27 protein-coding genes and 1 riboswitch are annotated in these 25,282 nt (G+C 53.1%); of the genes, 3 read left to right on the forward strand and 24 right to left on the reverse strand.

Going from position 1 to position 25,282, the window contains the following annotated elements; translation table 11 throughout:
• Window positions 1-297: 297 nt before the first annotated feature.
• The 19 genes from CBW46_RS13075 to CBW46_RS13165 all read right to left on the reverse strand — a co-directional run bounded on the left by CBW46_RS13075 (window position 298) and on the right by CBW46_RS13165 (window position 19,345).
• Window positions 298-1,488, reverse strand: coding sequence for an aminotransferase class I/II-fold pyridoxal phosphate-dependent enzyme (locus tag CBW46_RS13075; RefSeq protein ID WP_089200449.1), 1,191 nt, complete (start codon window positions 1,486-1,488; stop codon window positions 298-300).
• Between the two features lie 112 nt (window positions 1,489-1,600).
• On the reverse strand, window positions 1,601-2,668 hold the full coding sequence (locus CBW46_RS13080) for a site-2 protease family protein (protein ID WP_089200569.1): 1,068 nt from the start codon (window positions 2,666-2,668) through the stop codon (window positions 1,601-1,603).
• A 28-nt stretch (window positions 2,669-2,696) separates the two neighbouring features.
• Window positions 2,697-3,068, reverse strand: coding sequence for an arsenate reductase family protein (locus CBW46_RS13085; protein ID WP_089200450.1), 372 nt, complete (start codon window positions 3,066-3,068; stop codon window positions 2,697-2,699).
• 185 nt (window positions 3,069-3,253) lie between these two features.
• A complete protein-coding gene (locus CBW46_RS13090) occupies window positions 3,254-4,213 on the reverse strand; it encodes an RluA family pseudouridine synthase (RefSeq protein WP_089200451.1) in 960 nt (319 codons plus the stop codon).
• The gene (locus CBW46_RS13095) at window positions 4,210-4,776 is read right to left on the reverse strand and encodes a cob(I)yrinic acid a,c-diamide adenosyltransferase (RefSeq protein WP_089200452.1); all 567 of its coding nucleotides are present in this window, start codon (window positions 4,774-4,776) and stop codon (window positions 4,210-4,212) included. The genes CBW46_RS13090 and CBW46_RS13095 overlap by 4 nt, the downstream gene beginning before the upstream one ends.
• A 12-nt stretch (window positions 4,777-4,788) precedes the next feature.
• Window positions 4,789-7,560, reverse strand: coding sequence for a cobyric acid synthase (locus CBW46_RS22180; protein WP_089200453.1), 2,772 nt, complete (start codon window positions 7,558-7,560; stop codon window positions 4,789-4,791).
• Window positions 7,561-7,588: 28 nt separating this feature from the next.
• Complete coding sequence (cobS, locus tag CBW46_RS13105; protein ID WP_089200454.1) at window positions 7,589-8,464, reverse strand: adenosylcobinamide-GDP ribazoletransferase; 876 nt, start codon at window positions 8,462-8,464, stop codon at window positions 7,589-7,591.
• Complete coding sequence (gene cbiB, locus CBW46_RS13110; protein ID WP_089200455.1) at window positions 8,437-9,423, reverse strand: adenosylcobinamide-phosphate synthase CbiB; 987 nt, start codon at window positions 9,421-9,423, stop codon at window positions 8,437-8,439. The genes cobS and cbiB overlap by 28 nt, the downstream gene beginning before the upstream one ends.
• A gap of 124 nt (window positions 9,424-9,547) precedes the next feature.
• Entirely contained in the window at window positions 9,548-10,234 is a 687-nt protein-coding gene (locus CBW46_RS13115) for a bifunctional adenosylcobinamide kinase/adenosylcobinamide-phosphate guanylyltransferase (protein WP_089200456.1), read from the reverse strand.
• A 25-nt stretch (window positions 10,235-10,259) separates the two neighbouring features.
• Window positions 10,260-11,318: a nicotinate-nucleotide--dimethylbenzimidazole phosphoribosyltransferase gene (gene cobT, locus CBW46_RS13120; RefSeq protein WP_089200457.1), complete on the reverse strand. Its 1,059-nt coding sequence runs from the start codon at window positions 11,316-11,318 to the stop codon at window positions 10,260-10,262.
• A gap of 64 nt (window positions 11,319-11,382) precedes the next feature.
• On the reverse strand, window positions 11,383-12,180 hold the full coding sequence (locus CBW46_RS13125) for an ABC transporter ATP-binding protein (RefSeq protein ID WP_424446429.1): 798 nt from the start codon (window positions 12,178-12,180) through the stop codon (window positions 11,383-11,385).
• 80 nt (window positions 12,181-12,260) lie between these two features.
• Entirely contained in the window at window positions 12,261-13,292 is a 1,032-nt protein-coding gene (locus tag CBW46_RS13130) for a FecCD family ABC transporter permease (protein ID WP_089200458.1), read from the reverse strand.
• A complete protein-coding gene (locus CBW46_RS13135; protein WP_341538189.1) occupies window positions 13,293-14,345 on the reverse strand; it encodes an ABC transporter substrate-binding protein in 1,053 nt (350 codons plus the stop codon). It abuts the gene before it with no gap.
• Window positions 14,346-14,523: 178 nt separating this feature from the next.
• Window positions 14,524-14,726: riboswitch (cobalamin riboswitch) on the reverse strand.
• A 25-nt stretch (window positions 14,727-14,751) separates the two neighbouring features.
• On the reverse strand, window positions 14,752-15,279 hold the full coding sequence (locus tag CBW46_RS13140; protein ID WP_089200460.1) for a hypothetical protein: 528 nt from the start codon (window positions 15,277-15,279) through the stop codon (window positions 14,752-14,754).
• Between the two features lie 243 nt (window positions 15,280-15,522).
• The gene (locus CBW46_RS13145) at window positions 15,523-15,789 is read right to left on the reverse strand and encodes an aspartyl-phosphate phosphatase Spo0E family protein (RefSeq protein ID WP_089200461.1); all 267 of its coding nucleotides are present in this window, start codon (window positions 15,787-15,789) and stop codon (window positions 15,523-15,525) included.
• Between the two features lie 127 nt (window positions 15,790-15,916).
• Window positions 15,917-17,119, reverse strand: coding sequence for an aminotransferase class I/II-fold pyridoxal phosphate-dependent enzyme (locus tag CBW46_RS13150; protein ID WP_089200462.1), 1,203 nt, complete (start codon window positions 17,117-17,119; stop codon window positions 15,917-15,919).
• A gap of 13 nt (window positions 17,120-17,132) precedes the next feature.
• On the reverse strand, window positions 17,133-17,624 hold the full coding sequence (locus tag CBW46_RS13155; protein WP_089200463.1) for an Lrp/AsnC family transcriptional regulator: 492 nt from the start codon (window positions 17,622-17,624) through the stop codon (window positions 17,133-17,135).
• Between the two features lie 380 nt (window positions 17,625-18,004).
• Entirely contained in the window at window positions 18,005-18,286 is a 282-nt protein-coding gene (locus tag CBW46_RS13160; protein ID WP_165842292.1) for a GNAT family N-acetyltransferase, read from the reverse strand.
• Window positions 18,287-18,514: 228 nt separating this feature from the next.
• The gene (locus CBW46_RS13165; RefSeq protein ID WP_341538190.1) at window positions 18,515-19,345 is read right to left on the reverse strand and encodes a squalene/phytoene synthase family protein; all 831 of its coding nucleotides are present in this window, start codon (window positions 19,343-19,345) and stop codon (window positions 18,515-18,517) included.
• Between the two features lie 207 nt (window positions 19,346-19,552).
• Between CBW46_RS13165 and CBW46_RS13170 the strand changes: the two genes are divergently transcribed.
• From CBW46_RS13170 to CBW46_RS13180, 3 genes are all read left to right on the forward strand, one after another.
• Complete coding sequence (locus CBW46_RS13170; protein WP_165842293.1) at window positions 19,553-19,777, forward strand: DUF2642 domain-containing protein; 225 nt, start codon at window positions 19,553-19,555, stop codon at window positions 19,775-19,777.
• A 77-nt stretch (window positions 19,778-19,854) separates the two neighbouring features.
• A complete protein-coding gene (locus tag CBW46_RS13175; RefSeq protein WP_089200466.1) occupies window positions 19,855-20,931 on the forward strand; it encodes a PRK06851 family protein in 1,077 nt (358 codons plus the stop codon).
• A 213-nt stretch (window positions 20,932-21,144) separates the two neighbouring features.
• Window positions 21,145-21,402 (forward strand): DUF1292 domain-containing protein, encoded by a 258-nt coding sequence (locus CBW46_RS13180; RefSeq protein WP_089200467.1) that lies wholly within the window; start codon window positions 21,145-21,147, stop codon window positions 21,400-21,402.
• A gap of 115 nt (window positions 21,403-21,517) precedes the next feature.
• Here the strand turns inward: CBW46_RS13180 and CBW46_RS21325 are convergent, their stop codons facing one another.
• From CBW46_RS21325 to CBW46_RS13200, 5 genes are all read right to left on the reverse strand, one after another.
• Window positions 21,518-21,685 carry a hypothetical protein gene (locus tag CBW46_RS21325; protein ID WP_165842294.1) on the reverse strand — a complete coding sequence of 56 codons (168 nt, stop codon included), beginning with the start codon at window positions 21,683-21,685 and terminating at the stop codon, window positions 21,518-21,520.
• A gap of 47 nt (window positions 21,686-21,732) precedes the next feature.
• On the reverse strand, window positions 21,733-22,656 hold the full coding sequence (cysK, locus tag CBW46_RS13185) for a cysteine synthase A (RefSeq protein WP_089200468.1): 924 nt from the start codon (window positions 22,654-22,656) through the stop codon (window positions 21,733-21,735).
• Between the two features lie 86 nt (window positions 22,657-22,742).
• The gene (locus tag CBW46_RS13190) at window positions 22,743-24,098 is read right to left on the reverse strand and encodes an MFS transporter (protein ID WP_089200469.1); all 1,356 of its coding nucleotides are present in this window, start codon (window positions 24,096-24,098) and stop codon (window positions 22,743-22,745) included.
• A gap of 120 nt (window positions 24,099-24,218) precedes the next feature.
• A complete protein-coding gene (locus CBW46_RS13195; protein ID WP_341538191.1) occupies window positions 24,219-24,704 on the reverse strand; it encodes a hypothetical protein in 486 nt (161 codons plus the stop codon).
• Window positions 24,705-24,844: 140 nt separating this feature from the next.
• Window positions 24,845-25,264 (reverse strand): DUF350 domain-containing protein, encoded by a 420-nt coding sequence (locus CBW46_RS13200; protein ID WP_089200471.1) that lies wholly within the window; start codon window positions 25,262-25,264, stop codon window positions 24,845-24,847.
• Window positions 25,265-25,282 lie beyond the last annotated feature (18 nt).

Raw genomic sequence — 25,282 nt, forward strand, 5'->3', positions numbered from 1 at the left:
CCAGTGATGGTTTAGGATTCAGCTCTCGGTGACTACAATGACGGGTTGTCGCTTCTGCCTGCGTTCAGCTGTGAACGCAGCGTGCACATGCTTCTGCATCGCCGAGCGCAACCTGCTCTGGACTATATCTGTCGTACGCCCGCTGGTATTCGTAGCCAGCTGGACGAAGACAAGGTAGCCTATGCGAATAAGCATGAGGCTTGACACAACTCAATAAGCGAGCAGGCGGTGGCCCCGATCACACCTAAATATGCTCCGGCTTGACGCGCCAAATGGTGCAGATGCCTTCTCCTAGCGTCAGGCTGAGGTAGACTTACCATGGCTGCGCAGAAAGCCGGCAATGCGGCTCACGGCTTCACGCAGCCTCTCCTCTTCCTGTACGAGCGCAATTCGTATGTAGCCCTCGCCCTCCTCGCCAAAGGCATCCCCCGGTATTACCACTACCCCAGTTTCATACAAAATTTCCCGGGAAATTTGGCGGGACGTCCAACCGTGCGGTATACACGCCCAAATGAACATGGTGGCCTTCGGTTTAGGAATAATCCAGCCGGCGGCGGCAAGGCCATCGATCACAACATCCCGTCTCCTCTGATACAAAGCCGCGACGGATTGTCCTTGCTCCATGTCTTCCTCGAGCGCTGCAATGCCTGCCTCCTGTACCGCCAAGAACACCCCATAGTCGATGTTGGACTTTAGCACGCGCAGCGCTTTGACCACCTCCGGCTGCCCTACCATGAAAGCTAAGCGGCATCCTGCCATGTTGAAGCTTTTGGACATCGAATGAAACTCCACTGCCACGTCTTTAGCACCAGCGACTTCTAAAATGCTCATCGGACGGCACCCGTCGAACGCCATCTCAGAATAGGCCAAATCGTGGACAACGAGAAGATCGTACTTGTTGGCATATGCTATCAATTGCTCAAAAAAGCTTTTTGAGGCCACCGTCGACAGCGGATTGCTTGGATAATTGAGTAAAATGAACTTGGCCTCACGTGCAGTTTGCTCCGGAATGTCAGCCAAATTCGGAAGATAGCCGTTTTCTTCCCGCAAAGGCACGAAGTAAGGAGTCACGCCTGCCAATACGAGACTCGCGCCATAAATCGGATAGCCGGGATCCGGCACCATCACGACATCGCCTGGATCGGTGATCGCCATCGCCAAATGGGCCAGGCCGTCTTGAGATCCCATCAGTGTAACAATCTCGTTTGCGGGATCCAGCGTCACACTGAAGCGATGTTGATACCATTTTGCCACCGCGGCACGAAAGGCCGGACTGCCCTCGGATGTCGGGTAGCCGTATACATGCGGCTGACGAACAGCCTGCTCCATAGCTTTAATCACACGCTCGGATGGAGGACGGTCGGGACTTCCGATACCAAGATCGATCACGTCCACACCTCTGCGGCGCACCTCTTCCTTCCATTGTGCCATGTCAGAAAAAATAGCGGAACCCAGTGAGGATAGCCGCTTGGATTTATATTTTTCCATAGGATGATAACCTCTTCTGCCTTATAGGATAAAAAATTTAATAACATAAGTGTACCATCCATTGTGATAATTACAAATCACCTATTCTGTGAATGAGCGGCGGAAGTTATATTCACAACTCTCCTACTCTGCGCACCAGCGCCATCATCCCGAACAAGAACCCAGCCAGCCCGAAATAAGCAATGCCATACTTCCAGCGGGCGGCAGTCGGTACTTCATAATATCGGTCATTCTCGAACGGGTCGTAATCCACCTGACAGTGTATCATCAGATGCAGCCCGTCTTCCTTTTGTATACGATCCAGCCGGGTCACATGTGCTCTGCGAATGAGCGCCTGCTGCGTCAGCGGAATGGTGCCTTGGAAGTTCAGGCCTTCCCACATCACCCGTACAAACTGTTGTCCTTCAAGATCGGAATAGGTGACAAAGTCCAGCTCTCTTTTGTGCTCCTGTCCCGGAATGATGTAGCCCTGCTCGATCAGAGGCTGAGCAGGCACCAAAAAACTCGCGGCCAACGCGCGTTTGTCTGCCCCCAGCTTGCGACGCACCACATATTTCTTATACAAATCATACGCGAACATCGCCCAGATCAGCAGCAGAATCACGTTGAAATTGTAAATAATCAAAACCAACCCGCCGATTAATCCGACCAACCACAGCCACCTCGATACGGCGGTGACAATTCTGCCTCCGTCTAAGGGGTGAATCGGGAGCAAGTTAAACAGATTAATAAGAAAGCCTGTCATAGCTAAGCTGTACCACATTGGATGGTCAACATAAACAGCTATGCCAAACACGACCAAAGCGCCGACGGTCCCCAGCATGGGACCGCCAATCGCCACATACGCCTCCGTGGCAGCGTCCCGTGGATGACGCTTCAGGTTGATCAGCGCGCCCAAAAACGGTATAAACAGAGGGGCTGTCACGGGCAGTCCTTTTTGCCTCGCCGCGAACACATGGCCAAACTCGTGCACGAGGATTAACAGCACGAAGCCAATAGCAAACGTCCATGGAAACACAATGGCGTAGGCCCAGATTGATACAAGCATCGAAATAAACAAACCGCCAAATTTACCAAACTTTAATAAGGAAAACAACAGCTTCCCTTGCGTCAGCAGAAATGCTCCGGCAGCACCGATAATCCAGAGCGGATTTTTTTTGGTTCGTTTTCTTTGCTGCAACAACTTTCACTCTCCTTCAATAATGGCGTCAGCTGCCCCATACCTGCTCGAACGTCTCTTCTTTGTACCCGACGGTTACCTTCGTTCCATCCGTCACAATCGGCCGTTTAATCAATCTGCCGTTAGCGGCCAGGAGTTCGATCTTTTGCTCGTCGGTCATCTCCGGGAGCTTGTCTTTCAAGTTCATTGCCTTATACACTTCGCCTGAAGTGTTAAACCATTTTTTGATTTCCAGGCCGCTTTGTTCAATCATCTTTTGAAGCTGCTCTGCACTAGGGGGATTGTCGAAAATATGAATGGCTTCTACGTTAAGACCTTTTTGCTTCAGCCACTTCATTGCGTTCCGGCATGTACCGCACTGTGGATATTGGTAACATATTACTGTTTTCTGTGAACTCATTGAATCATTCCTCGTCTTAGTAATTTATACATGAAAGAAAAATCCTAGTCTGCACTATTATCTGCGTGACATGTCCATCTTATTATACAGAATCTGACTCCGATATAAAATTGAGCTGCATCTGCAATTACCGGACCGATGCTTGGATGCAAAAGAAAAGATCCCACGGTGGTCCGTAGGATCCGTTAATCGAGACTATGCAGAAGCGCCGCGCACCGCTCCAAATCCGCAGGCATTGCGGCGTTAAACTCAATCCACTGCTTCGTTACGGGATGAGTAAAACCTAGCGTACAAGCATGGAGTGCATGCCGCTCCAACCCACAGGCGGCTGCCGCTGCGCCAATGCAGCTCTCACTGTCTGCAGGCACAAACTGCTCTAACTGATAGAGCTTATCTCCCAGCAGAGGATGCCCTATGTGCTTCATATGAACGCGTATCTGGTGGGTTCGCCCGGTCTCCAGCCACAAGCGTACCATCGTGGCCTCTCGAAATCTCCGTTCCACCTTATAATGTGTCACCGCCGGATATCCCGACGGTGTGACAATACGAACGTGGGGATCGCCCGGATCTCGGTCGATCGGCTCGTTGATCGTACCCTCGTCGATAGGCAGCAAACCATGCACTAGAGCGATGTACTCCTTTTTCACCTGGTGCGCCTGCATCTGCTCCGACACCTGCTGGTGGACGAACGGATTTTTGGCGATTGCGAGTGCACCCGACGTTTCTTGATCGAGCCTGTGGATCGGGCGAAATCGGTAGGTTTTGCCCTGCTGCCGCCAGTAATACACGACGCCGTTTGCCAACGTGTTCACATAGTGACCATGCGTCGGATGTACGATCATGCCTGCTGCCTTGTTCACCACAAGCAGATGCTCATCTTCATACAGAATGTCCAGCGGAAGCGGCTGTGGTAAAATATCGTCAGATTCCTCCTGCAGCATACGAACCTCGACCACGTCTCCGGCATGAACACGCACACTGATGTATTTCCGCTCTCCGTTCACGGTAATTCCCTGCTCAGTCAATTTTAAGCGTGATAGCAGCTTACGCGAAATGTTCATCCGATTCTGCAAAATGGTTTTCAGGTAAAATCCGTCTTCTTTCTCTGGAACGGTATAAACTAAAGGCTCATAGTACAGGCTCATTTGCGGCGAAACACCTCGGCGCTGCGTACATATTCAACATCCGGCACGCTGCTGCGGCTGTTGACTGCACGCGCGGCAGTGAAAAAGAAATCCGACAGCCGATTCAAATAACGCCGTACTTGCTCATTGATCGGCTGCTCGCGCCCAAGTGTCACAACTCTACGCTCAGCACGCCGGCAAACAGTTCTGCACACATGCAGCACGGACGAGGCATGGGTACCTCCCGGTAAAATAAACCTTTTAATGTCAGGGGTCTCGCCATCGTATTTATCAATCCATGTCTCCAGCCGGTCAACCATGTCGGAGGTGACCTTATACGGGCGCAGCTCCTGCTTCAGCAAAGCGAGGTCGGAGCCGCAATCGAACAGTTCATTTTGCACTTCAAGCAGGTCCGCGAGCAAGTCGGGAAAGCGTTCCCCGTCCAACAGCGCCATCGCCTGGCCGACAAAACAATTCAATTCATCTACCGTACCATACGCTTCCACACGCACGTCGTCCTTGTCCACTCGGCCCCCGATGACCCCAGTCTGCCCGGCATCGCCGGTTCGCGTATAGATTCTCATCGCCATCGCCTCCTAAATCGTATTACCAATCATCTCATACAACCGCTTCATATCCAAATGAGCGCGTACATGGTCCGCCAGCCGGTCAAACGCCGCTTCTCTCCGTTCTTGAAATCGAAGCTCGGCTGGAAGCGGATTCCATCCACGGCTGAGGCGAATTATATTCAACCAAGCTCTGCGAAAATCGTCGTTATGCAAAATGCCGTGCACATAAGTGCCCCACAGCCTGCCGTCCTCTGACACCACACCATCGGGATGAATGGAATGCGCGATGCCGTCCTCTTGGATGTAAAAAGGGTGCTTGACCTGCTCTAAAAAGCGTGTTCGTCCCATATGAATTTCATATCCGCTGATGGGAGCTTCTTCTGCTAGTTCGTGGTACACAGTGGAGTGCCCTTCCACCCTCACAGTTCTCTTCTCTGCCGTGAACATGGTTTCGGTTGGAAACAATCTCAGGCCTGCCGTTACAGGATACTCAGATTCGACTCGTTGCGGATCGAGCAGCCGTTCACCCATCATTTGGTAACCAGCACAGATTCCGACTATTCGGCCGCCGGCCTCCGCATGCCTAATGAGCTCTTCAGCCAAGCCTGTTTCACGCAAAAACCGCAAGTCTTCGACCGTGTTCTTGCTTCCCGGTATGATGATGGTGTCCGGGCAGCCCAGCTCCTCCGGCGTGCTTACGAAACGCAGGGCCACGTCCTGCTCGAAGAAAAGCGGGTCGACGTCGGTGAAGTTGGATATACGGGGCAGCCGGATCACCACAATATCCAGCTGTTCTGCGACGCTGTCTACGTCTGCTGTGACGTGCACCGTGCTGCTCGTGCCGCTGATGCTGCTGGTGCCAGTCCGCCTGCTGTCGCGTGTGCCGTGGCCGGTTCTTTGCACGAGCCTGTGGTCCAAAGATGCGGAATCTTCATCCTCCAGCTCCAGGTCAGGCAGATAAGGTATGACGCCAAGCACGGGCTTACCGGTGCGTTGTTCCAGCCACTCCAATCCCGGCGTTAGCAGTGTGACATCTCCACGGAATTTGTTGATGATGAAACCTTTCACGCGGGCACGTTCCTCCGGTGTGAAAATCTCCATCGTGCCTACCAGTGACGCGAAAACTCCGCCACGGTCGATGTCTGCGACCAACACTACCGGGGCATCCGCCCAGCCCGCAAGTCGCATGTTCACGATGTCCCGGTGCTTCAGGTTGACTTCCGCAGGACTTCCGGCGCCTTCCAGCACAACGACCTGGTATGTCTCACGCAGCCGGTTTAATGCGTCCTTTACGATCGTTTCCGCCTCAGGCAAGTATTGTTCGCGATAGGTTCGGGCGTCGAGGTCACGGTAAGGTCTGCCGTGGACTACCACTTGTGAAACCATGTCCTTCGTAGGCTTGAGTAGGATCGGATTCATATCCGTTGTAGCCGGGACGCGGCACGCATCCGCCTGCATGCCTTGCGCACGACCTATCTCCTTTCCGTCAGGCGTAACGTAGGAATTCAGTGACATGTTCTGAGATTTGAACGGCGCGACACGCAGCCCATCCTGCGATAAAATGCGGCAGATAGCAGTGACCACAAGGCTCTTCCCTGCATCTGACGAAGTACCCTGTACCATCAGTGTGGCAGCGGATTTACGAGCGCAGGCCCGCCTTTCCGACGTGGGAGCCGATACTACCGGACGCGGAGAGTTTAATGCGAGGCCGATCGCCCACGATTTCATCGATTCGAACGCGTCTCGCAGATGCTTAATCAGCTGGATATTGTGTTCACGCAGCTTAATGGCCACCCGTACATATGAATCGTCCAACCCCGCAAATCGTGAGGCATCCCTGATTAGAACTCCCCTGCGCCCCATTTCTCCCTGTAAATCTTGCACCTTTTGCCCTAACGGCTTCAATGAAAACAAAACGTAGTTCGTCTCACTCGGTGTAACAGCGACTCCCAACTCCTGCAGACGGCGGATTAACCATGGTCTTTCTTCTGCCAACCAAGCTCGTGAGCGCTGTTCATACTCTTCATCATCCAGCACTGCAGTACCGATCAACTGAGCCATCGTATTCACGCTCCACTGCACCTGCTGTCTCTGCATTAGCTGGATGCGATCCGGATGCGCCACGATGAAACCGAGCCTCACGCCGGGGATCGAGTAAAACTTTGTCATCGAGCGAATAACCATGAGGTGCGGTGATTGTGCGGCCTGTTTTAGCAGCGTAATGTTCGCCTGGTCCGGATGGAAATCGAGGAACGCCTCGTCCACAATGACGGGTTTTCCGGCAGCCGGCAGCAGCTTCAGCACAGGCGATGGAATGATCCGGCCGGTCGGATTGTTCGGCGATCCGAGGAACACCAGGTCGGAATGTTCAATCGCTTGATGTACAGCAGACTCCTGCAAGACGAAACCGTGCCGCTGACTGAGCGGAATATCGTAGATGGCACCGCCTGCTTTCAGTGCAGCTTCCTCGTATTCCGAAAATGACGGCCTTGCTAGTGCGGTAACAGTCGGTTTCAGCACGCGCACTGCCAAATCAATCAACTCTGCCGCACCGTTGCCGACGAGAATAGATTCCACCGGTATATCATACTTACTTGCGAGATTTCGCCGAAGTTCCCTGACCGCGGGGTCCGGATAAGCAGCCAAATCCCGCCATCTTTCACGCAAAATGTGTCCGACCACCGCTGGCGGGCCCAACGGATTCATGTTCGAACTGAAATCGAGGAACGAATCTTTGCTTTTGCCATAAGTCTCCGCTGCAGTCCACAAATCACCGCCATGACCGTACCGTTCCAGCATGCAGCCGCCCCCTTTTCAAAGTTATCAATTATTGCTGAAGCACGATATATAAAATCAAGAGCAACGCCGCTTCCAATATCTCATTCATCGCGCCGTATGTATCTCCAGTCAGCCCGCCCAATGTGCGGCTTAAACGGAAGCTCATCCATGTGCCGAGAGCCACAGTTGCCGTGGCAATGACACCGATCACCCGAACCCATACCGCCGGTCCCGTCCCTGCCAGCCACAGCAGCCCCACAGACAACATCACGGCCAGCATCGTATGCAATAGCAAATGCCTCACGCCCAAGCCCCGAAAAAAGGAGCCGAGCCCTCGCTGCGCGTCTGCGTGCGAGCCATTGCCCCGGTGCTCTCCTGTGCGAGCGTACGGCCACAGTGCGATCGCCACAACCATGAACCAGCGACTCCATAGCAGCACAAGCGGCAGTGCATATGCAGATGCTCGATACGGCATCGTTAGCCACTGTTCCAGCAGTGCCCATTTGCACAGAAGCATGATTGCGCACGCCACCACCCCCATCGCTCCGACGCTGCTGTCTTTCATAATTTCCAGCATCCGCTCCCGGGAGCGCTGGCTGAGCACGCCGTCGGCTGTATCCATCAGACCGTCGAGATGGAGCGCGCCGGTCATGCCAATCCAAGCCGCCAGCAGCAGCGCTGCCGTCACACCCGAGCCCATGCCTTCGAGCCAGGCTGCGAGAAAAATTCGCCCTTCGAGTAAGGCTGCGGCGGCAGACAGCAGCAGACCCAGTACCACGCCGACCAGCGGATAAAATACCACGCTGCGCCGAAACAAGGCATCACTATACACGAGCTGCACCGGTACCGGCAGCCGCGTAAGAAATTGAAAGGCCGCCGCACATGCAGCTAAGCCTTTTACAGCCAAATCCAGCATAGTGCGCATAGCAGCCCTCCTGCAACCAGATAGCTAACCGTGTACAACAAACGAATGGTGAGCAGGATGTCTCCAGGTTGCCGTTCGCGCAGCGGCCAGCCCATCCTGGCGCGATCACTGATCTGGCCATGGTATACATTCACTCCGCCCAGCTCGATGCCCAAGGCACCCGCGACCGCCGATTCCGGAATGCCGCCGTTGGGGCTCGGATGCAGTGCCGCGAATCGGAATATCGCTGTGACCGCTTTAACAGGCGAGCAGCCTCTCAGCAGCACGGCGGCGGAGACGAGCAAGACGCCCGTGATCCTGGCGGGAAGCCAGTTCATAATATCGTCCCAGCGCGCAGAGGCCCACCCAAAATGCAGATACTTATCGTTTTTGTAGCCTACCATGGAGTCCAGCGTGTTCGCCGCCCGGTAAGTCAAAGCCAGCGGAGCTGCGCCCAGCAGCGCGTAAAATAACGGGGAAACCACCGCATCCACCGTGTTCTCAGCCACAGTTTCAACAGTAGCCCGGGTGATCTCGGATTCATTCAGCTGCGTGGTATCTCTGCCAACGATATAGCCGACGTATTTTCGCGCCTCGTCTAATTTCCCCGCACTGAGAGGCCGATAGACCTGCAATGCTGCATCCTTTAACCCCTTCACAGCAATGGTGGTTGCAATAAACCACGTATTCGCCGCATAGCCAAGCCACGGATGTATCTCCGCCGCCAACCACAGCAGCAGCCACATGGTGACGAATACGAGAAAAAGAGTCGACACGGTTAGCACGATGCCCCGCCAGCGCAGTGAGAACCGCGAGCGTAACCGGCTTCGCTTCCCATACAGTTTGCTCACAGCCCAATTGATCCACTGCCCCATGCGTATCACCGGATGGGTCGGCCAACGGGGATCACCGATCAACAAATCCGTCATGATGGCCGCAGCAACCATGAGCAGCGTTTCCTGCCATGTATAGAACAACAAATCGTATCCCCACCGCCTATAGTAGTAATTACGTTTATGTAAGCACGTGTTGGTGGCAGCATCAATGCAAGCTGTTAGTGGCAGCACAAATGCAAGCTGCTAGTGGCAGCTGTGAGCTCTGATGCTAAAAATCATAGCGTCGACTTTTCAACTCCATTGGAATACCTGCCGTTACCAAAAACACGTGATCTGCGGCGTGAGCAAATCGTTGATTCATAACTCCTGACAGATCACGGAAGTGTCTTCCTAATTTATATTCCGGCACAAGCCCATAACCTACCTCATTCGTTACGAGTACGAGATGCTTCGCTGAATCGCCGGCGAATTTACTGCAGCCTACTGCCAATTGATCGAGCTTTTCCGATACACGTTCTTCTATGTCCGGATCCTGCTCGTACTGAAGCAGCCAGTTGGAAAGCCAAAGCGTGAGACAATCGACCAGTATGACGGGGTGCTTATCCCCGCCTCCCACCGGCGGTTGCCGGTTTGCAGTCCGCTCCTGTCCAGCAGCTGCAACGCCAACTGGCCGAGCCCTGTGACGGTCCGTCTGATCGGCGCTATCCGGGCCGAGATGCATTTTGTTTCGCAGCCCCTCTATCAGACCGGCCAATTCCAACGGCTCCTCTAACGTCTTCCAGGCAAACTGCCGACTATCCCGCTGCTGCCGATGATGCTCGATTCTTGCCTGCATTTCAGCATCGAGCGCTTGAGCTGTTGCTACGTACACGCCTTGGTCCGACAGTCGGGAGCAATAGGCTTCAGCAAACCCGCTCTTGCCGCTACGGGCACCGCCAGTTACCAATGTCAGCAATCAAGCCAGCTCCTTTCCTTCTCATTCATTTATCAGATTGAGATATCCCTGCTTCAGCGAAAGTAGCCATCTCCTTCATGATGCGCCCTGAAGCGTCTATCAAAGGCAAGGCCAACGCTGCGCCCGTGCCCTCTCCGAGCCGCATATCCATATGCAGCATCGGGGCCAGCTCCAAAGCCTGCAATATGAATGCATGTCCCGGCTCCTGCGAGAGATGGGATGCCAGCATGTAGGCGGTACTGAGCTCTGCCATCCGGCTTGCAACTAGCGCTGCGGCAGACGAGATAAACCCGTCGATGACGACGGGGCAACGATGCCGTGCAGCACCCAAAATCACACCGGTAAGGCCGGCGATTTCCAGACCGCCGACTTTGGCTAACACATCCAACGGGTCGTTCGCATTAGGTTTATTCAGCGCTATGGCTCGCTCAATCACGCTGCGTTTGTGCAGAAGCAGTTCGCCGCAGATGCCCGTGCCTCGGCCTACCGTGCCCGCCAGGTCCGCACCGGTCAACACAGCCAGCACGGCCGAGCTGGCCGTGGTGTTGCCGATGCCCATGTCTCCCGTGGCAAACAGCCGATAGCCCTGCATAGTCAGCTCCTCGACCAGTTGGATGCCGGTTACGATCGCATCGACAGCTTCCTGCTTCGTCATTGCCGCCTCCCGCATCATGTTGCGCGTGCCTTTGCGGACCTTCCGCGCATACAGCCGAGGATGCTCCAAATCCGCGTTCACGCCAATGTCCACGCAGATAACGTCCGCTCCCGCCTGTCCGGCCAGCACGTTGACCGCCGCTCCGCCGTGCAGGAAATTCAGCACCATCTGTGGCGTGACCTCTGCCGGGTAAGCACTGACTCCCTCTTCGCACACGCCATGATCGCCGGCCATGACGACGATGGCTTTTTTGCCCAGATCAGGCATAGTTTCCCCTGTGATGGCGGCCAGTTGGCAAGCGATGTCTTCCAGCTTGCCTAAGCTGCCGGGCGGTTTAGTCAGTTGATCGAGATGCCTACGCGCAGCTGCCATTGCGGCCTTGTCCGGCGGTTGAATTTCAGTTATGAATTCAGCAAGAGCTTGCAGCATAGCCGTCCCCCTCTCTCCTGTGAAAAAGCGAATGTTGCAATAAATCCAATGTAGAACCCACTACTCACTCCATACGCCCGAGCCCATTCGCCTCAAGCAAAATCTGCGGCACGCCGGCAGACGGATGTTCCACCACAATTGGACGCGTGCCATACACCTGCTCGAGGAGAGCCGGTCGGACGACCTCGTCCGGCCTGCCGCAGCGCACCACCCGGCCGCGCTGAAGCATTAAGAGCCGCCCACAATATTGCGCTGCCAGATTCAAATCGTGCAGCACTGCCACTACCGTGAGTCCAGATTCCCGCTGCCAACTGCGAATCCATTCCATCATCTGTACCTGGTAACCAATGTCCAAGAACGTGGTCGGCTCATCCAACAGCAGCAGTTTCGGCTGCTGCACCATCACTTTTCCGAGAGCGACCCGCTGGCGCTCCCCGCCGCTTAACCGGTCAACGGCTCGATCCTGTAACGGCTGTAATTGCAGACGTTCGATGATATCATCCACCAATGCGTCCGCATCCACGTCTCCCAGTTCATCCCCAAGCCAGCTCTGAAACGGGTAACGCCCCATGCCGATCACCTCACGCACAGTGAAGCTGAGCGGGGGCAGCGCATCCTGCTGCAGCACAGCTGTCCATCGGGCAAGCTGTTTGCGTGGATAGGCTGCCGCCTCACGACCTTGGAGCATCACACTGCCAAAGGTGGGCGATTCGACGCCGGAGATCAATTTCAGCAGCGTGGACTTACCGCTGCCGTTGGGGCCAATGATACCAAAGCATTCACCGGCGTCCACACGGAAGCTGACCTGCTCGAGCACCGATTGCGCTCCATACGCTTTGCCGGCTTCTTTCAGTTCAATCAATGTCAATCGCTTTCCCCACCTTTTATCTAGGCAATCCAAGCCACGCATCATCCTGCGCCCTCTCTATGGGTGATGCCGAATCATAGCGCCCGCTTGTTCCGACGCAATAAGTAAGCGAAAAACGGCGCCCCCAAGAATGCCGTTACTACGCCTAGAGGGATTTCCGCTGCGCCCAGCATTGTGCGTGCCAGTGTGTCGGCCCACAGCACATACACAGCGCCACCGAGCAGCGACAGCGGCAGCAGCAGTCGGTAATCCGGTCCCATCAATATTCTCAGCAGGTGCGGAACGATCAGTCCAACGAAAGCCACCACCCCGGACACCGACACGGCGGCAGCCGTTATCAACGTGGCGGCGGTGAGTACAACCAGTTTCGTACGCTCCACGCGCACGCCCAGATGAGCAGCCTGCGATTCTCCTAAGGCGAATAAGTTCATTGCTCGGCCGAATGTCAGCAGGACCACGACTCCCACCGCGAGATACGGCAGCAGCACGAGTGAATAGGTCCAGCCTCGCAGCGATAAGCTTCCCATCATCCAAAAAACAATTTCATTGACGACTCCTTTGGACGACGCCACCATTAGCGAGATGAATGATCCCAAAAAGGAGTGCATCACGACCCCGGACAGAAGCACCGTCTCCATCTTCAGCTTGCCGTTGGTACGCGCCAGCAAAAGCACTGCCACCAGCGACATCGCACCCGTAGTAAACGCCACGATGGGGATAGTCCATGCTCCAAACAATGCAAACTGCAGACCGAACAAAATCAAAAATGCCGCTCCTACCGCAGCGCCGGATGAGACGCCCAAAGTGAAAGGATCCGCCAAAGGGTTCCGGAGCACCCCTTGAAACGCCGTGCCGGCGACCCCGAGCGCTGCTCCGACCAGCAGTCCCAGCAGAACGCGCGGAAGCCGCACCCGCCAAATAATTTGCTCGGTCGCGGGCTCCCACCGGGCAGGCACCCATTCGCCCACCCAAGGCAAATGATGTGCGAGAATGCTCCACACCTGAGCGAGGGGCACATGAACGGAGCCGACGGACAGACTAACCGTAACGGAAAGAAAAAGGAGCAGCAGGCCCGCTCCGCCCCACAGCAGCAGCTTGCGCTTCATCTATTTCACCAATGCCGGATACAATCCCTTGGCCACAGCTACCAGCGCCTCTCCCAGTCTGGGTCCGGGCCGGCTAATTATATTCGTATCGAGCCCGACCAGCCGGTTGTTTTTAATGGCGTCAATTTGCGCCCAGCCACTGCGTTCGCGAATAATTTGATCCATTGTCTTCTTCGAACTGTCATCGACGAGATTGTGAGGATACAATATGACCTGCGGGTTTGCGGCAATCACCTGCTCCTCATTGAACTGAGCGTATCCCTCTGTGTCCGCTGCGATATTGACACCTCCGGCCAGAGTCACCAGTTCGTCAATATATTCGCCTTTGCCCACCGTCCAGCCCGGCGCAAATTCCACAAACACCCGTTTGCGCTGTTCCGGAGTGAGCTGTTTTACGGCATCCGTCACCTTCTGCCGGTCAGCTTTCATAGAGCCCACGATATTTTCAGCTTGCTCCTGTTTATCAAATATTTGTCCGAACATTAATATATTGTTCATCACATCGTCCATCGTCTTTGGCTCAACCTTGAACACGCTCAGCTTTAACTCACGCAGATGCTCCACCGCGGGCATGTTCAGCGATACGCCCGACAATATCACGTCCGCGTTCGCTGCGAGCAGCGCTTCTTCGTTCGGCTTCACGATGCTGCCCATCTTTGGCTTGGCTGCTGCCTCCGCCGGGTAATCGCAAAAATCGGACACCCCAATCACTCGATCCCCAAGTCCCAGTGCGAACAGAATCTCCGTCTCACTCGGCGACACGGACACAATCCGCTCCGGTGCCTTTTCGAAGGTGAATTCCTTGCCGGTGGAATCGCTGATTTTCAGCGGATACACGGTTGATTTGGCGGTTTGCAGCTCCCCTTGTGCACCTGCTTGTCCAACCTGCTCTGTTGCGCTGCGTGCTTTGGGCGGCTCCACTTCACCTTGCAGCATTTGTTTATCAGCACTATTTCCACAGCCTGCGGCGCCGAACGCTACAGCCAAACCTAGCAGTGCACCAAGCCATTTTTTCTTGCCCAACAATCTACTAACTGATGTTCTTCTCATCATGTCTCTTCCTCTCAACCACGTAGAATCTTGCTAATAGAAGCTTACTCAAGCACACAAAAAAGCCCTGGTTCCTTCCGCAGCAAGGAATCAGGGGCACACGTCTCATTCTCAAATGACAGTATGACTCGGCATAAACCGATGTCCGCTGTGCGCGACGCTCCTTTTTTTCGCGAAAGGATTAGTCTTTCCCGTTCAGGCAGGTCTCCTGACTCATGAGGCTGTGTGGTGCAGCATCCCCCCCCTTCCCACCCGACGTAAGCGGACAGTGGCTGATTGGGGAGCTCCTCATATTACAGTGGCGCGACCGTGCCGGATTCACACCGGCTTCCCTTTTTAACCCGCAGCTCTGTGGCTGCAGGCACCTGATCGAGCTATGCAGTTATAAAATGAACTAGCCGTACGATTGCTACTTCTGAGCAATGATAGACATAACCTTCAGCGCCTGCTCTCGATTTGGCGCGTTGACCGGGACGAGAGCCACCAAGTCCTTGCCGGACAGCTTCGTATCCGTGAACCATTTGGTGTTTTCTAGTGGAATCCCATACAGATGCGTTTCCTTACCGCCTCCGTCAACCGGCAGCTCAAGTACGCCCTCAGGAAAATCCTCCCGTTTGGCGATGTCGTCCAGGCTGACATAACCGCCCTGCTGGCCTAAAGCCTGGAAGTCTTTTGTAGGAATGATAATAATACCATTTTGCTGAGCCGCAATTTCGACAAACAGCTTTTCTATAGAATAAATCGGCGTGGTCACTAGTTGAACAGTTGGCGATTGCCCGAGCTTAGTTTGCAAATCAGCCTGCAGCTTGTCACCCGCCTCGGCAGGAATGCCTCCTGAGGACATCATAAACACAATCACATCCGCTTTCGGCCCGCCGCCGCAGCCTGCCAGCACCAATAACAGCATCAGAGCAGCTAACGAAAATCTCAGCTTCATTTACTTACCCCCGCATCCGCGCATAAGTGAAACCGATCCTATGTAAATCCCAACTTACATCATACCATACAACACGCTACTGCAAAAGAGCACACCCGCGACTGCTCGTACTGCCGCCGCTGTCAACAGACGAGCGCCGCCAGCAGATGGAACTCGCCATAGCAATGACAGAAGCTCCCAATGACCGGTGTTTACGCTGCGGTGCCTCATGGACGTGTGGAATAAATCAAAAAGGGGCCGAAACTATCGGTTCCCCCGCGTCTGATTGATATATTCATTGATCTTCTGATCCAACATCATACTGATTTCCACCACTTCCGGAGAAGTGAGACTTCTCTGCTCCAGCACCAATTGTTCCAGCCTGCAGCGCAGTTGATAGATTTCCTCGTCTAAAGATAAGACAACAGAAGATTTCTTATTTTTCCTGAAGATCCATTTGGGCCGGGAGTCGTTCTCTCTGACCCAGTTCACACTAAGAGAGTTACGATACTCATACTGCGGAAAAGCCATGGATCATCCCTCCTCGGACTCATACCTTTAGTTCATAGAAAGCTGCGTCTAATAAAACCTCTATAGTATAAAGATACCAGTTATTGTCTAAGAAGGAAATGACTAACTTTGTCGCATCGTATCGAAACTACAGTTTTCTTATGAAATTTCCGATACGATCGATAGCCTCGGTTAATTGACTCACGGAATACGCGTAAGAGCACCGAACGAAGCCCTCTCCTCCGAGTCCGAAAACATTGCCGGGAACAGCGGCGACCTTGCCTTCATAGAGCAGCTGCTCCGCAAATTGCTCTGAGCTTAATCCGGTTGAAGCTATTGACGGGAAAGCGTAAAATGCGCCCTGCGGCTCGTGACATTCCAGCCCGATATCCCGAAACCCCTGCACGACCAAGCGGCGCCTCTGATTGTATGACTCGACCATTTGGTCCTTTTCGCCAAGTCCATGCTTTAACGCCTCCAACCCGGCCACTTGTGCCATCGCGGGTGCGCACATCACCGTATACTGATGTATTTTCAGCATTGCCGAGATCAACTCCGGATGCCCACAGGCGTAACCTAACCGCCAACCCGTCATTGCAAAAGCTTTGGAAAAGCCGCTTACTAAGATCGTCCGCTCCCACATGCCGGGCAATGTTGCGAAGCTGACATGCTTCTGGCCGTAGGTCAACTCGGCATAAATCTCATCCGATATGACTATCAGGTCATGCTCCTCCACGAGCTTGGCAATCGGCAGCCAGTCCTCATATGTCATGATGCCGCCCGTAGGGTTGCTTGGGTAACTCAGCACGAGCACCTTCGACTTAGGCGTAATGCATGCTTGCAATGCCTCTGCCGTCAATTTAAACTGATCCTTCGCAAAAGTCTCTACGCCAACTGGGACACCGCCCGTAATTCTGGTGATCGGAGAGTAAGAAACATAGGAAGGCTCAGGCACAAGTATCTCATCTCCCGGAACAATCAGCGCACGCAAAGCCAGATCGATCGCCTCACTGCCGCCCACCGTGACAAGTACCTCGTTCGCGGGCTCATATTTGGTTTGGAAGGAATCGTACAAATATTCTGCGATCGCTTCACGCAGCTCATAGACCCCGGCATTTGGAGTATATTTGGTATTTCCCCGTTCCAACGAGTACACGCATGCTTCGCGCACATGCCAGGGTGTACTAAAATCCGGCTCGCCTACACCAAGCGATATAATGTCCTCCTTGCTGGCGGTAACCAAGTCAAAAAACTTGCGGATGCCGGAAGGCGCGATATCCCGTACCAGCGGGGCCAAATATCCCGACATCGGCTTCATGTTTGATTCGTTCAACTGGTTCTGCTTTATCATGGCTCATCGTCCTTCACGGAGAGATTAGCAGGCGGTTATCCTCATCTGGATTTTCAAAAATAATGCCGTCCTGCTTATATTTTTTCAAGGTGAAATTGGTCCTGGTTGATAGCACACGCTCGATCGGTGACAGCTTGTTGGACACGAACCAGGCGACTTCATTTAAAGTTTTTCCTTCGATCTCGACCAGCAAATCATACGATCCTGACATAAGATAGACGGATTTCACTTCCGGATATAAATATATGCGTTCGGCAATCGCATCAAATCCACGACCGCGTTCCGGCGTAATTTGCACTTCAATCAAGGCGGTCACTCTCTCTTCTTCCACCTTCGCCCAATTCACCACAGTCGCGTACTTAACGATAACACCAGCGTCCTCAAGCTCCCGGATAGCTGCAGCCACTTCCTCCTCCGAGGCGCCCAGCATGGTCGCGATCAACGCGGGGGTTCTTCTCGCGTCTTCCTTCAACAGCTTGACGATGCTCTTTTTAAATTGTTCCATCGGTTGATTGACCTCCTAGTAGAGAAACTAGCTATGTAATCATGCGCCTCATGCTGCGGCAGCTGCCAGGCTGCATCCACATTCACACAAGGTGACGCGAAGCATACCTGCAGCGATGATTATTACTTCATATTACACCCTCCGCCGCAATTATTGCAAAATAAAATTCCAGCACTGCCACGCAGCAAATACAATAGTCTCTACACTCCCGGATGCATCACCGGCTCATACACCGCAGCCACACATTTGCATCGCGATACTACACGGCGAGAAGCTGATGGCGCTTGCGCGCTACAACAGAAAAATCCCGATGAACCGTTCATCGGGATCTGGGATTTGCACAGAAAGTCACACATGTTGCATTCTATTGTTAATCCGCTTTATGCGCGGTTGACCGATAACAGCTTGCGCATATAATGCTCTATATCCCGGCCTCGGTATCTGGGGTGCACTGCCATACGATAGCCGGCTCCCGCGTGATTGTTCTCCTCGACCATCCCCATGCCGACCAATTTATCTTGATCATATGCGGCCAGCACATAACGACTCCGGCAAAAGTGGCTGTACTCCAGCGGCGATTCCATTCCATTTTCGTTCAATGAAGCGACAAGCTCTGCGTAATGCTGTTGGTCAGGCAGCGCTGTGTCCAATGCGATTTTCATAATCATCACCTTCCGTCAGGTCATCTTCACCTTCTATTATAATTATACAATTTAATGAATTAATATGCAAACATATACTATATTATGTCTTATGATTCTATCCTATGCACCTGCCCTGCTGCCTGCCCTACATGAAAAAGCAGCAATGCGCGTATGTGAAAAAAGGCTCCCGTCGTTACGGCAGCCTAGCTTTCGTATATCGTATAGATCTTGTCCACACAGCATGGATCACATTCCCTGGCTTGTACCTGCGACACGGCTCACTATTCGAATAACATCAAGCCTGCTCAACTTCTTCTTTCCTTGTGCAATAGCGTCCAAAGTGCCGTGCGCGAGCGCCAATGGGATACTGCAAAAGTCCAGCGCCGGGCCAGGCCGCAAGTCCAGAATGTAGGAGTCGGCCTTCTCAAGATTTCCGCGAGCATATGTGAGCATGTCCTCTGGTCCCCAACGATCAGGAAAAAAGTTCACGCCTCGCACCCGATCCTCTATATGATTCCGAAGTATATTGACAGCTTGTAAGCCTCGCCCAAACGCTACTGCTTTATCGTAGTCGGTCACTGTGCCATCGTGCCAAAGCCAAAGATCCGACAGCATTTCGCCGACGGCGCCGGCAACGCAATATGTATAATCGTCGAGATCGTCCTTTGTCCTTATCCGCCACTCTTTCTCCACCCAGCCAGCCATTCCCTCGGCCATCACTGCCGTTCTTTCCACTACACGCGGCGCGATCGCTTGCGGACACAGCTTCACCCAATCTTCGAGGCGCAGTGTAACTGGCGGCAGTTCACTCCGGTGGGGTGCGAACATCTCAGCCAGCTCAGCAATCCGCTCCGGCGAACGCAGCATTCTGCCCACACCTTGCAGCAGCTGGACTTTCACTGCTTGCGGCAGTTGCTCGTGGTCCTCGATTTCATCGATCGCCCTCATGCACAAATATGCCGAAGCGACAGCTTCCTTCAAACCGCGGGTTAATCTGCTAATAGGGATATAGAATGTTCGACTGGTTGTCAGCAGCATGTTCATCGCTGTAGGTAAAAGCTCACTTTGCTCTTTCAAGTAACCGATCCTCCTAGTTCTGCTAAACACATCGTATCCCTTGATTATATAAACATTTGGGTGCAGGTTCAAACGTGTATGTTAATTTTACATAAATCCGGGGCCCGCCGCGGATATAATTTTTAGAAAATAGGCCGGTATACCTTCCGCGTAGGCAGAGATAACACTACTATGAGTGTAACCCAAAGAAAAAAGGAGGCAGACAGCATGTATCCAATGTTAGAGGGACAACATATCCCTTATGTTGGCCCTTATATCGCCCGCGCTTTGCCGACGGTCGTCGGCAAAAACGTTATTCTGTGTACCAACACCAATCATTATCACGGCCAATTGTCGCAGTATCATGGGGAGCACGTAGTTTTGCACAGCAACGGTAAACACATCAATATAGAAGTGGCAAAGATCAACGGCATTTTGCCGAAAAAGGTTTAAGTTGGGTAAACACACAAACCGTGTGCTGTTCATATGCTGAATCATCACCGATCTTTTCACTGAGAGGAGCATGCAATGTGAGCAGCACACGGAATTATTTTGCGCTCGGACACACCGCACGGGGATTTCACAGCCTGTACGGGAGTGCGTTCCATGAAACGCAGCGGCTATATATCCTTGAAGGCGGATACGGGGCGGGAAAATCGCACTGGATGCACAAGCTGGCCACAGCGGTGCAGGAGCGCGGCGAGCCGGTGGAACTGTTCCACAGCCCGCTCAACCCGGGCAGCGTAGATGGGATTATCATAAACGGCGGCAAAACCGGCGTTGTGGACGGCTCCGCCTATCGCGGCGCTGCCATAACCGCCCCGGGCGTGCGCGAGATCTATGTCAACTTGTGGCCCGCCCTGCAAACATCGGATTTGACAGCGTACAAAAAGGATATATCGGAGCTGAACGCAGGCATCACTGAGGGATATGAGCAAGCGTTCGATATATTCGCTGAAGCTCTTAGCGTGCATGATCAATGGGAAAAGTTCTACATTCAGAACATGGATTTCAAAAAGGCCGATCAAGTGGCCGACAATTTGGCAGACGCCTGGTTCACAGGGCATAAAAAGAATAAACCCTCTCATGTGCGTAGGCGGTTTTTCGGTGCAGCAACGCCGGATGGGGCCGTAGACCACATTCAAAGCCTCACGCAAGAGGTGAATAAACGATACTTCTTGAAGGGTCGCCCCGGCTCAGGTAAATCAACCATGTTAAAAAAATTGTCCGCCAGCGCCCAGAGCCTCGGTATCGATGTGGATGTGTTTCACTGCGGGTTTGACCCAAACAGCTTGGATATGCTGATTTTCCCTGAGTTGAGCATCGCCGTGTTTGACAGCACCGCCCCCCATGAGTATTTCCCACACCGCAGCAGCGATGAAATTGTTGATCTTTACGAGTTGCTTATCGCGCCCGGCACGGATGAGAAGCATCAGGCACAGTTGAAGGAAATCCGCCAGGTGTACTCGGCAAAAATGAAAGCGGCAACAGCGTGTTTGCGTAAAGTTCGCGAATATAATCAGCAGCTCAAAAGTATTTATGTGAATCACACGGACTACCAAGCCGTGGAACACATAACATCGCAGCTTGAGCAGCGTATTTTATAAAGCAGTATGTTGTGTGACCATGCAGCTCAGGCATCACGGTCGAACTCATACCGGTACGGCTGTGGACGTGAAGCAATCGCAAAACACACTGTTGACACCGATGCGTTCCAGCTGCCAGCAGATATCCATAAACCTGCTAGTACGCGGGCGATAAATGTCCATACTCCCGGAGATAATATGTCCATACGTTATTTCGAAGGGGAGAGCGCACATATGGCAGAAGACAATATCAGGGATCACATTACGGTACAGGACAATGAAGGCAACGCCAGAGATTTCTGGGTGGAAGCACTGTTTGACATGAATGAGCAGACATATGCGTTATTGAATTCAGTCGACAACATGGTGCTGATGCGCGTAGTTGACGGCGAAGGCGATGAGCAGTACTTGGAAGGCATAGAGGACCCCGAAGAAGCGGACGCTATACTTGACGCCTACCAACTGGCGATCGACGCAGCACCGGCCGAGTAACCGGCCGGTAGGGCCAGCCCTGCCAGCCTCATACCTAGAATCGAAAAAACCTTCAGCCACAGCACAAACACTGGGGATGAAGGTTCTTCTTACGTCCGGCCGCGAGCTCATCCGTCTAGCCGTCGATGCGGTTGTCAACGATGCCACACGATTGCTCATAGCCATCGTTAGCCTTTAATTCATCAATCTGCTTGCGCAGTTTGTCATCTTCAGGTCGATTCGCCACCACTTGAGCGAGCGGCTGTTTGAATTCAACGTGCCCTTTGTTCCTGCCTTGCTGCATAGTCGTTCACCACCCCGCAGGTTGTCGTTGTCCCTGTTCTTTGTCACTCAAAATATATCCATACTGAGATAGCGTTCACCAGTATCCGGGGCGATGCAGAGCACACGCTTCCCCTTACCAAGCTGTCGGGCGACCTGAAGTGCCGTCCACACCGAGGCACCGGCGGATGGACCGACCAGAATACCTTCACGACTGGCCAGCTCACGCATAGTGCGCAATGCGTCCTCGTCGGCAACCTGCACGATTTCATCGTACACGTCTGTGTTTAAAATTGGAGGCACGAAGCCTGGGCTGGTGCCAACCAGCTTATGCGGCCCAGGCTGTCCGCCGGACAACACCGGCGAGCCTGCAGGCTCCACCACGTAGATGCGAATTCCCGGTATTTTTTCCTTCAGCACTTCCCCCGTGCCCGTGATGGTACCGCCGGTGCCTGATGTCGCGACAAATGCGTCGAGCCTGCCCTCCGTCTGCTCGATAATCTCCACCGCAGTAGTGACGCGATGTATGTCAGGGTTTGCTTCGTTCTCAAACTGTTGAGGTATGAAGCTCTTTGGAATCTGATCCCTGAGCTCCAGTGCTTTCTGTATTGCGCCAGGCATTCTCTGAGCGGCCGGCGTCAATACGACTTCTGCGCCGTATGCTTTTAATATGTTAATGCGTTCCTTCGTCATATTGTCAGGCATGACCAAAATCGCTTTGTAGCCTTTCGCTGCCGCGTTCATGGCGAGCCCGATACCGGTGTTGCCGCTAGTCGGTTCGATGATGGTCGCGCCGGGCTGCAGCAAGCCGTCTTTCTCAGCTTGTGCGATCAGATTAAACGCCGCCCGGTCCTTCACGCTGCCGCTAGGATTGAAGTACTCAAGCTTAACGTAAACTTCCGCATCATTTTCGCCGGCCAACGAACGAATCCGCACGGCCGGTGTATTTCCGATCAGCTCTGTAATGCTGTTGACCATTCGACTTGTTCTCATTTTTGACCGCTCCTCTCCGTCAGCACGCCGTGCGTTGCACGGTTGTCTTTGACAGCCCCTATTGTTTCTCGGACCGGCTTACTTTGTCAAGTGATGGTGGGCTGTTTGACACGTGCCCTGCTGTGTTCCCTGTCATCCCCGCCCGCATGCAAATGTACCCGTCGCATAAAAAACCACGCCAGCAGCGGCGAGCTGCCGATCACGAGCAACAGTAGATTCATGACCAGCGGCGCGCTAGTGAGCGACACCACCATGATAAAGGCGGCTGTGCCTACAATGCGCCCGACGTTCAACGCGAGCTCGCGGAGCACAATATATTCCTCACGGCGCTTGACACTGTCCTCATGTCTGCCGATCAAATCAAAAACCGACGAAGTCATGGGAATCGAGAACAGCGGATAGAACAGTCCCACCCCCACGCCAAAAATAAGCAGCGTAGTGAAATTCACCTGCCAAAAAAAGGGCAGCAGCACCACTATGATCATGACAGCCCCTATCAGCATCGAAGTCCTGCGGTGACGCGGTTTCAAAAAGTGCCCGATAAGCAAAAAGCTGAACAAAGCAACCGCTGACGTCACGAGCGAAAAGTTACCCAGGCTCATCTCGCTTCCGGTATGCACGTAGACAAGCAGTGCGATCATAAATCCAAATACCCCTTCACGTATGCCCTGCGCGGCTAACGCGGCAGTCACCGTTCGCCAGCCGGGGTTTTTCTGCCGCAGGCATCTCCATGGCAGAAGCCAATCGTAATGGCCGACGGTTTTCCTTTTCTTAAGAAAAAAACTCACCACAACGCCAATGAGAAACACCACCAGTGAAATAGTAAAAATCACCCGGTAGCCAATCGTGGGCATCATGTGGACGATCAGAAATCCCGAAATCCAAGGTGCGATCATACCCGCGGCCGAACCGAGCAATCCCGCCCATCCGTTAAAGCGGTCGCGTGTAGCAGGATTGGTGACTTCGAAATAAACGACATTGAACGATACCCAAAAAAATCCCGTCGCCATTCCTTGAATCGCGCCCAAGAGCAAATAATAGTCCGCGGCACGGGGGCCAAACCAAAGCACCAAAATGTAAAATGCCGCTGAAACCGCGACGCCGGTGCGCAGACAATTCATTTTGTTGTGTTCCTTCACCCACTTGCCTGCGAGCCAAAACGTTAGTGCCATAGCGATATGATGCACCAACGTGAACCAGCCAATCACGAGAAAATCCTGCCTTGCTTTCCACAGATACACATTCACAAAAGTGCCCGACAACGCATTGGCCGCGGTACACAGACCCTGCACGGTGAGAAGCAGCCTGGCCTGTCCGTCTAGATGGATTTTTGTCGACTGTGATGAAGGCGAACCGGCGTTTTGCTGGTGCTTCGAGCCGTCGGGGCGCGCAGACCTGTTTCGCAACCATTTTCGAGGGAAATGCCTAACTCCTGAATGCATGCCTGCTCCCCCTGTAAAACGAATTATGACGTCCTTGTTAACGTACCCCAACCGGCGCAAAACATGAAGCCATATAAAAAAAGGAATTCCCACGCGGTTATCACGTGAAAATTCCTTGTACTATTTACTGCCATGCTGTTTAAGAAGCTCGACCATTCTTGTACGGTCCTCATCCGCGAGGACATGGTCTATTCGAAAACACGATGGACAAACAAACACTTTGGTTGAATGCGATGCATCCAGCAGCGGTTCCTTCATTTGGGCAGGCACCACAGGCACGAAGCCCAGTGCCATCGTCCGGTGTCCGGCAAAGAGCATAAAGCTGTGGCAGTTGCCGCACTCCGGAGTCTCCTCTTGGGTGTCCAACACCCGCTGCGCACCCTCTTCATATTCGTGGAGCGTGTTGAGATCCTCGTCATCCAGTTCATCCTCGTCAAAATCCAGTTCTTGTTCGGTGTCTTGTAGTCCATGAAGGGAGACGCTGCGGTAATCTCCAAGCTCATTCAAACAATGAGGACACGTTTCCTCCGGGCCGATTTCGGGATCCCATACGATTTCCGTCTGACACCACGGACACACATTATTCTCCGACTGCTGCATCATCATTCCTCCGGTTTCATTGCTATGCGTGATTTATAAAGTAATACACACCGGCACCAAAAAACACCAGTGCTAATACGAACAGCGTGCCCCATAAATATTTCATTCGTACCAGTCCCCCCGGATCACCATCCTAACAGGCGTTATTACGTTACACTGGCCCCCACCACATAAGAAATCGATACCGATATCATCATCGACAGCAGCCCGACAGCCTTGTTATCCTGTTGAATCTGCTCGTCAATTTTAAAGTATGGTGTCAAAAATTCAAAAATAAAATAAGCGGCCAGCAGCAATATGAAGCCGAATCCCGCCCAGATCAAGGAATCCAGCACCGAGTCATTGTTAAGGATCGCGAAACGGAAAATGTTGCAGATTCCAAAAATCTTACCGCCCGCGGACATGGCAACCGAAATGTTGCCGCTTTTGATCTCTTCCCAGTCTTTGTATCTCGTAACAAGCTCAAATATCGCCAAGAATACAATCAGCGCGACCACGGCGACGGAAAAATAAGCTAAAGTTTCAAGATATGGATTTGCCAACAACATATCCACCTCTTCATTCATAAGTCTTCCCACCTTCAC

It is taken from the genome of Paenibacillus xerothermodurans (assembly GCF_002220865.2).
GTDB classification, from domain to species: Bacteria; Bacillota; Bacilli; order Paenibacillales; family NBRC-103111; genus Paenibacillus_S; species Paenibacillus_S xerothermodurans.

Excerpts from the sequence above, each read along its gene's own strand:
- CBW46_RS13190 (WP_089200469.1), bottom strand. The coding sequence starts at position 24,098 with ATGCATTCAGGAGTTAGGCATTTCCCTCGAAAATGGTTGCGAAACAGG.
- CBW46_RS21325 (WP_165842294.1), bottom strand. The coding sequence starts at position 21,685 with ATGCAGCAAGGCAGGAACAAAGGGCACGTTGAATTCAAACAGCCGCTC.
- CBW46_RS13195 (WP_341538191.1), bottom strand. The coding sequence starts at position 24,704 with ATGATGATGCAGCAGTCGGAGAATAATGTGTGTCCGTGGTGTCAGACG.
- cysK (WP_089200468.1), bottom strand. The coding sequence starts at position 22,656 with ATGAGAACAAGTCGAATGGTCAACAGCATTACAGAGCTGATCGGAAAT.
- CBW46_RS13095 (WP_089200452.1), bottom strand. The coding sequence starts at position 4,776 with ATGAGAATCTATACGCGAACCGGCGATGCCGGGCAGACTGGGGTCATC.
- CBW46_RS13155 (WP_089200463.1), bottom strand. The coding sequence starts at position 17,624 with ATGGAACAATTTAAAAAGAGCATCGTCAAGCTGTTGAAGGAAGACGCG.
- CBW46_RS13200 (WP_089200471.1), bottom strand. The coding sequence starts at position 25,264 with ATGAATGAAGAGGTGGATATGTTGTTGGCAAATCCATATCTTGAAACT.
- CBW46_RS13135 (WP_341538189.1), bottom strand. The coding sequence starts at position 14,345 with ATGATGAGAAGAACATCAGTTAGTAGATTGTTGGGCAAGAAAAAATGG.
- CBW46_RS13180 (WP_089200467.1), top strand. The coding sequence starts at position 21,145 with ATGGCAGAAGACAATATCAGGGATCACATTACGGTACAGGACAATGAA.
- CBW46_RS13075 (WP_089200449.1), bottom strand. The coding sequence starts at position 1,488 with ATGGAAAAATATAAATCCAAGCGGCTATCCTCACTGGGTTCCGCTATT.
- CBW46_RS13145 (WP_089200461.1), bottom strand. The coding sequence starts at position 15,789 with ATGGCTTTTCCGCAGTATGAGTATCGTAACTCTCTTAGTGTGAACTGG.
- CBW46_RS22180 (WP_089200453.1), bottom strand. The coding sequence starts at position 7,560 with ATGCTGGAACGGTACGGTCATGGCGGTGATTTGTGGACTGCAGCGGAG.
- CBW46_RS13150 (WP_089200462.1), bottom strand. The coding sequence starts at position 17,119 with ATGATAAAGCAGAACCAGTTGAACGAATCAAACATGAAGCCGATGTCG.
- cobT (WP_089200457.1), bottom strand. The coding sequence starts at position 11,318 with ATGCTGCAAGCTCTTGCTGAATTCATAACTGAAATTCAACCGCCGGAC.
- CBW46_RS13085 (WP_089200450.1), bottom strand. The coding sequence starts at position 3,068 with ATGAGTTCACAGAAAACAGTAATATGTTACCAATATCCACAGTGCGGT.
- CBW46_RS13130 (WP_089200458.1), bottom strand. The coding sequence starts at position 13,292 with ATGAAGCGCAAGCTGCTGCTGTGGGGCGGAGCGGGCCTGCTGCTCCTT.
- CBW46_RS13090 (WP_089200451.1), bottom strand. The coding sequence starts at position 4,213 with ATGAGCCTGTACTATGAGCCTTTAGTTTATACCGTTCCAGAGAAAGAA.
- CBW46_RS13140 (WP_089200460.1), bottom strand. The coding sequence starts at position 15,279 with ATGAAGCTGAGATTTTCGTTAGCTGCTCTGATGCTGTTATTGGTGCTG.
- CBW46_RS13170 (WP_165842293.1), top strand. The coding sequence starts at position 19,553 with ATGTATCCAATGTTAGAGGGACAACATATCCCTTATGTTGGCCCTTAT.
- cobS (WP_089200454.1), bottom strand. The coding sequence starts at position 8,464 with ATGCGCACTATGCTGGATTTGGCTGTAAAAGGCTTAGCTGCATGTGCG.
- CBW46_RS13160 (WP_165842292.1), bottom strand. The coding sequence starts at position 18,286 with ATGAAAATCGCATTGGACACAGCGCTGCCTGACCAACAGCATTACGCA.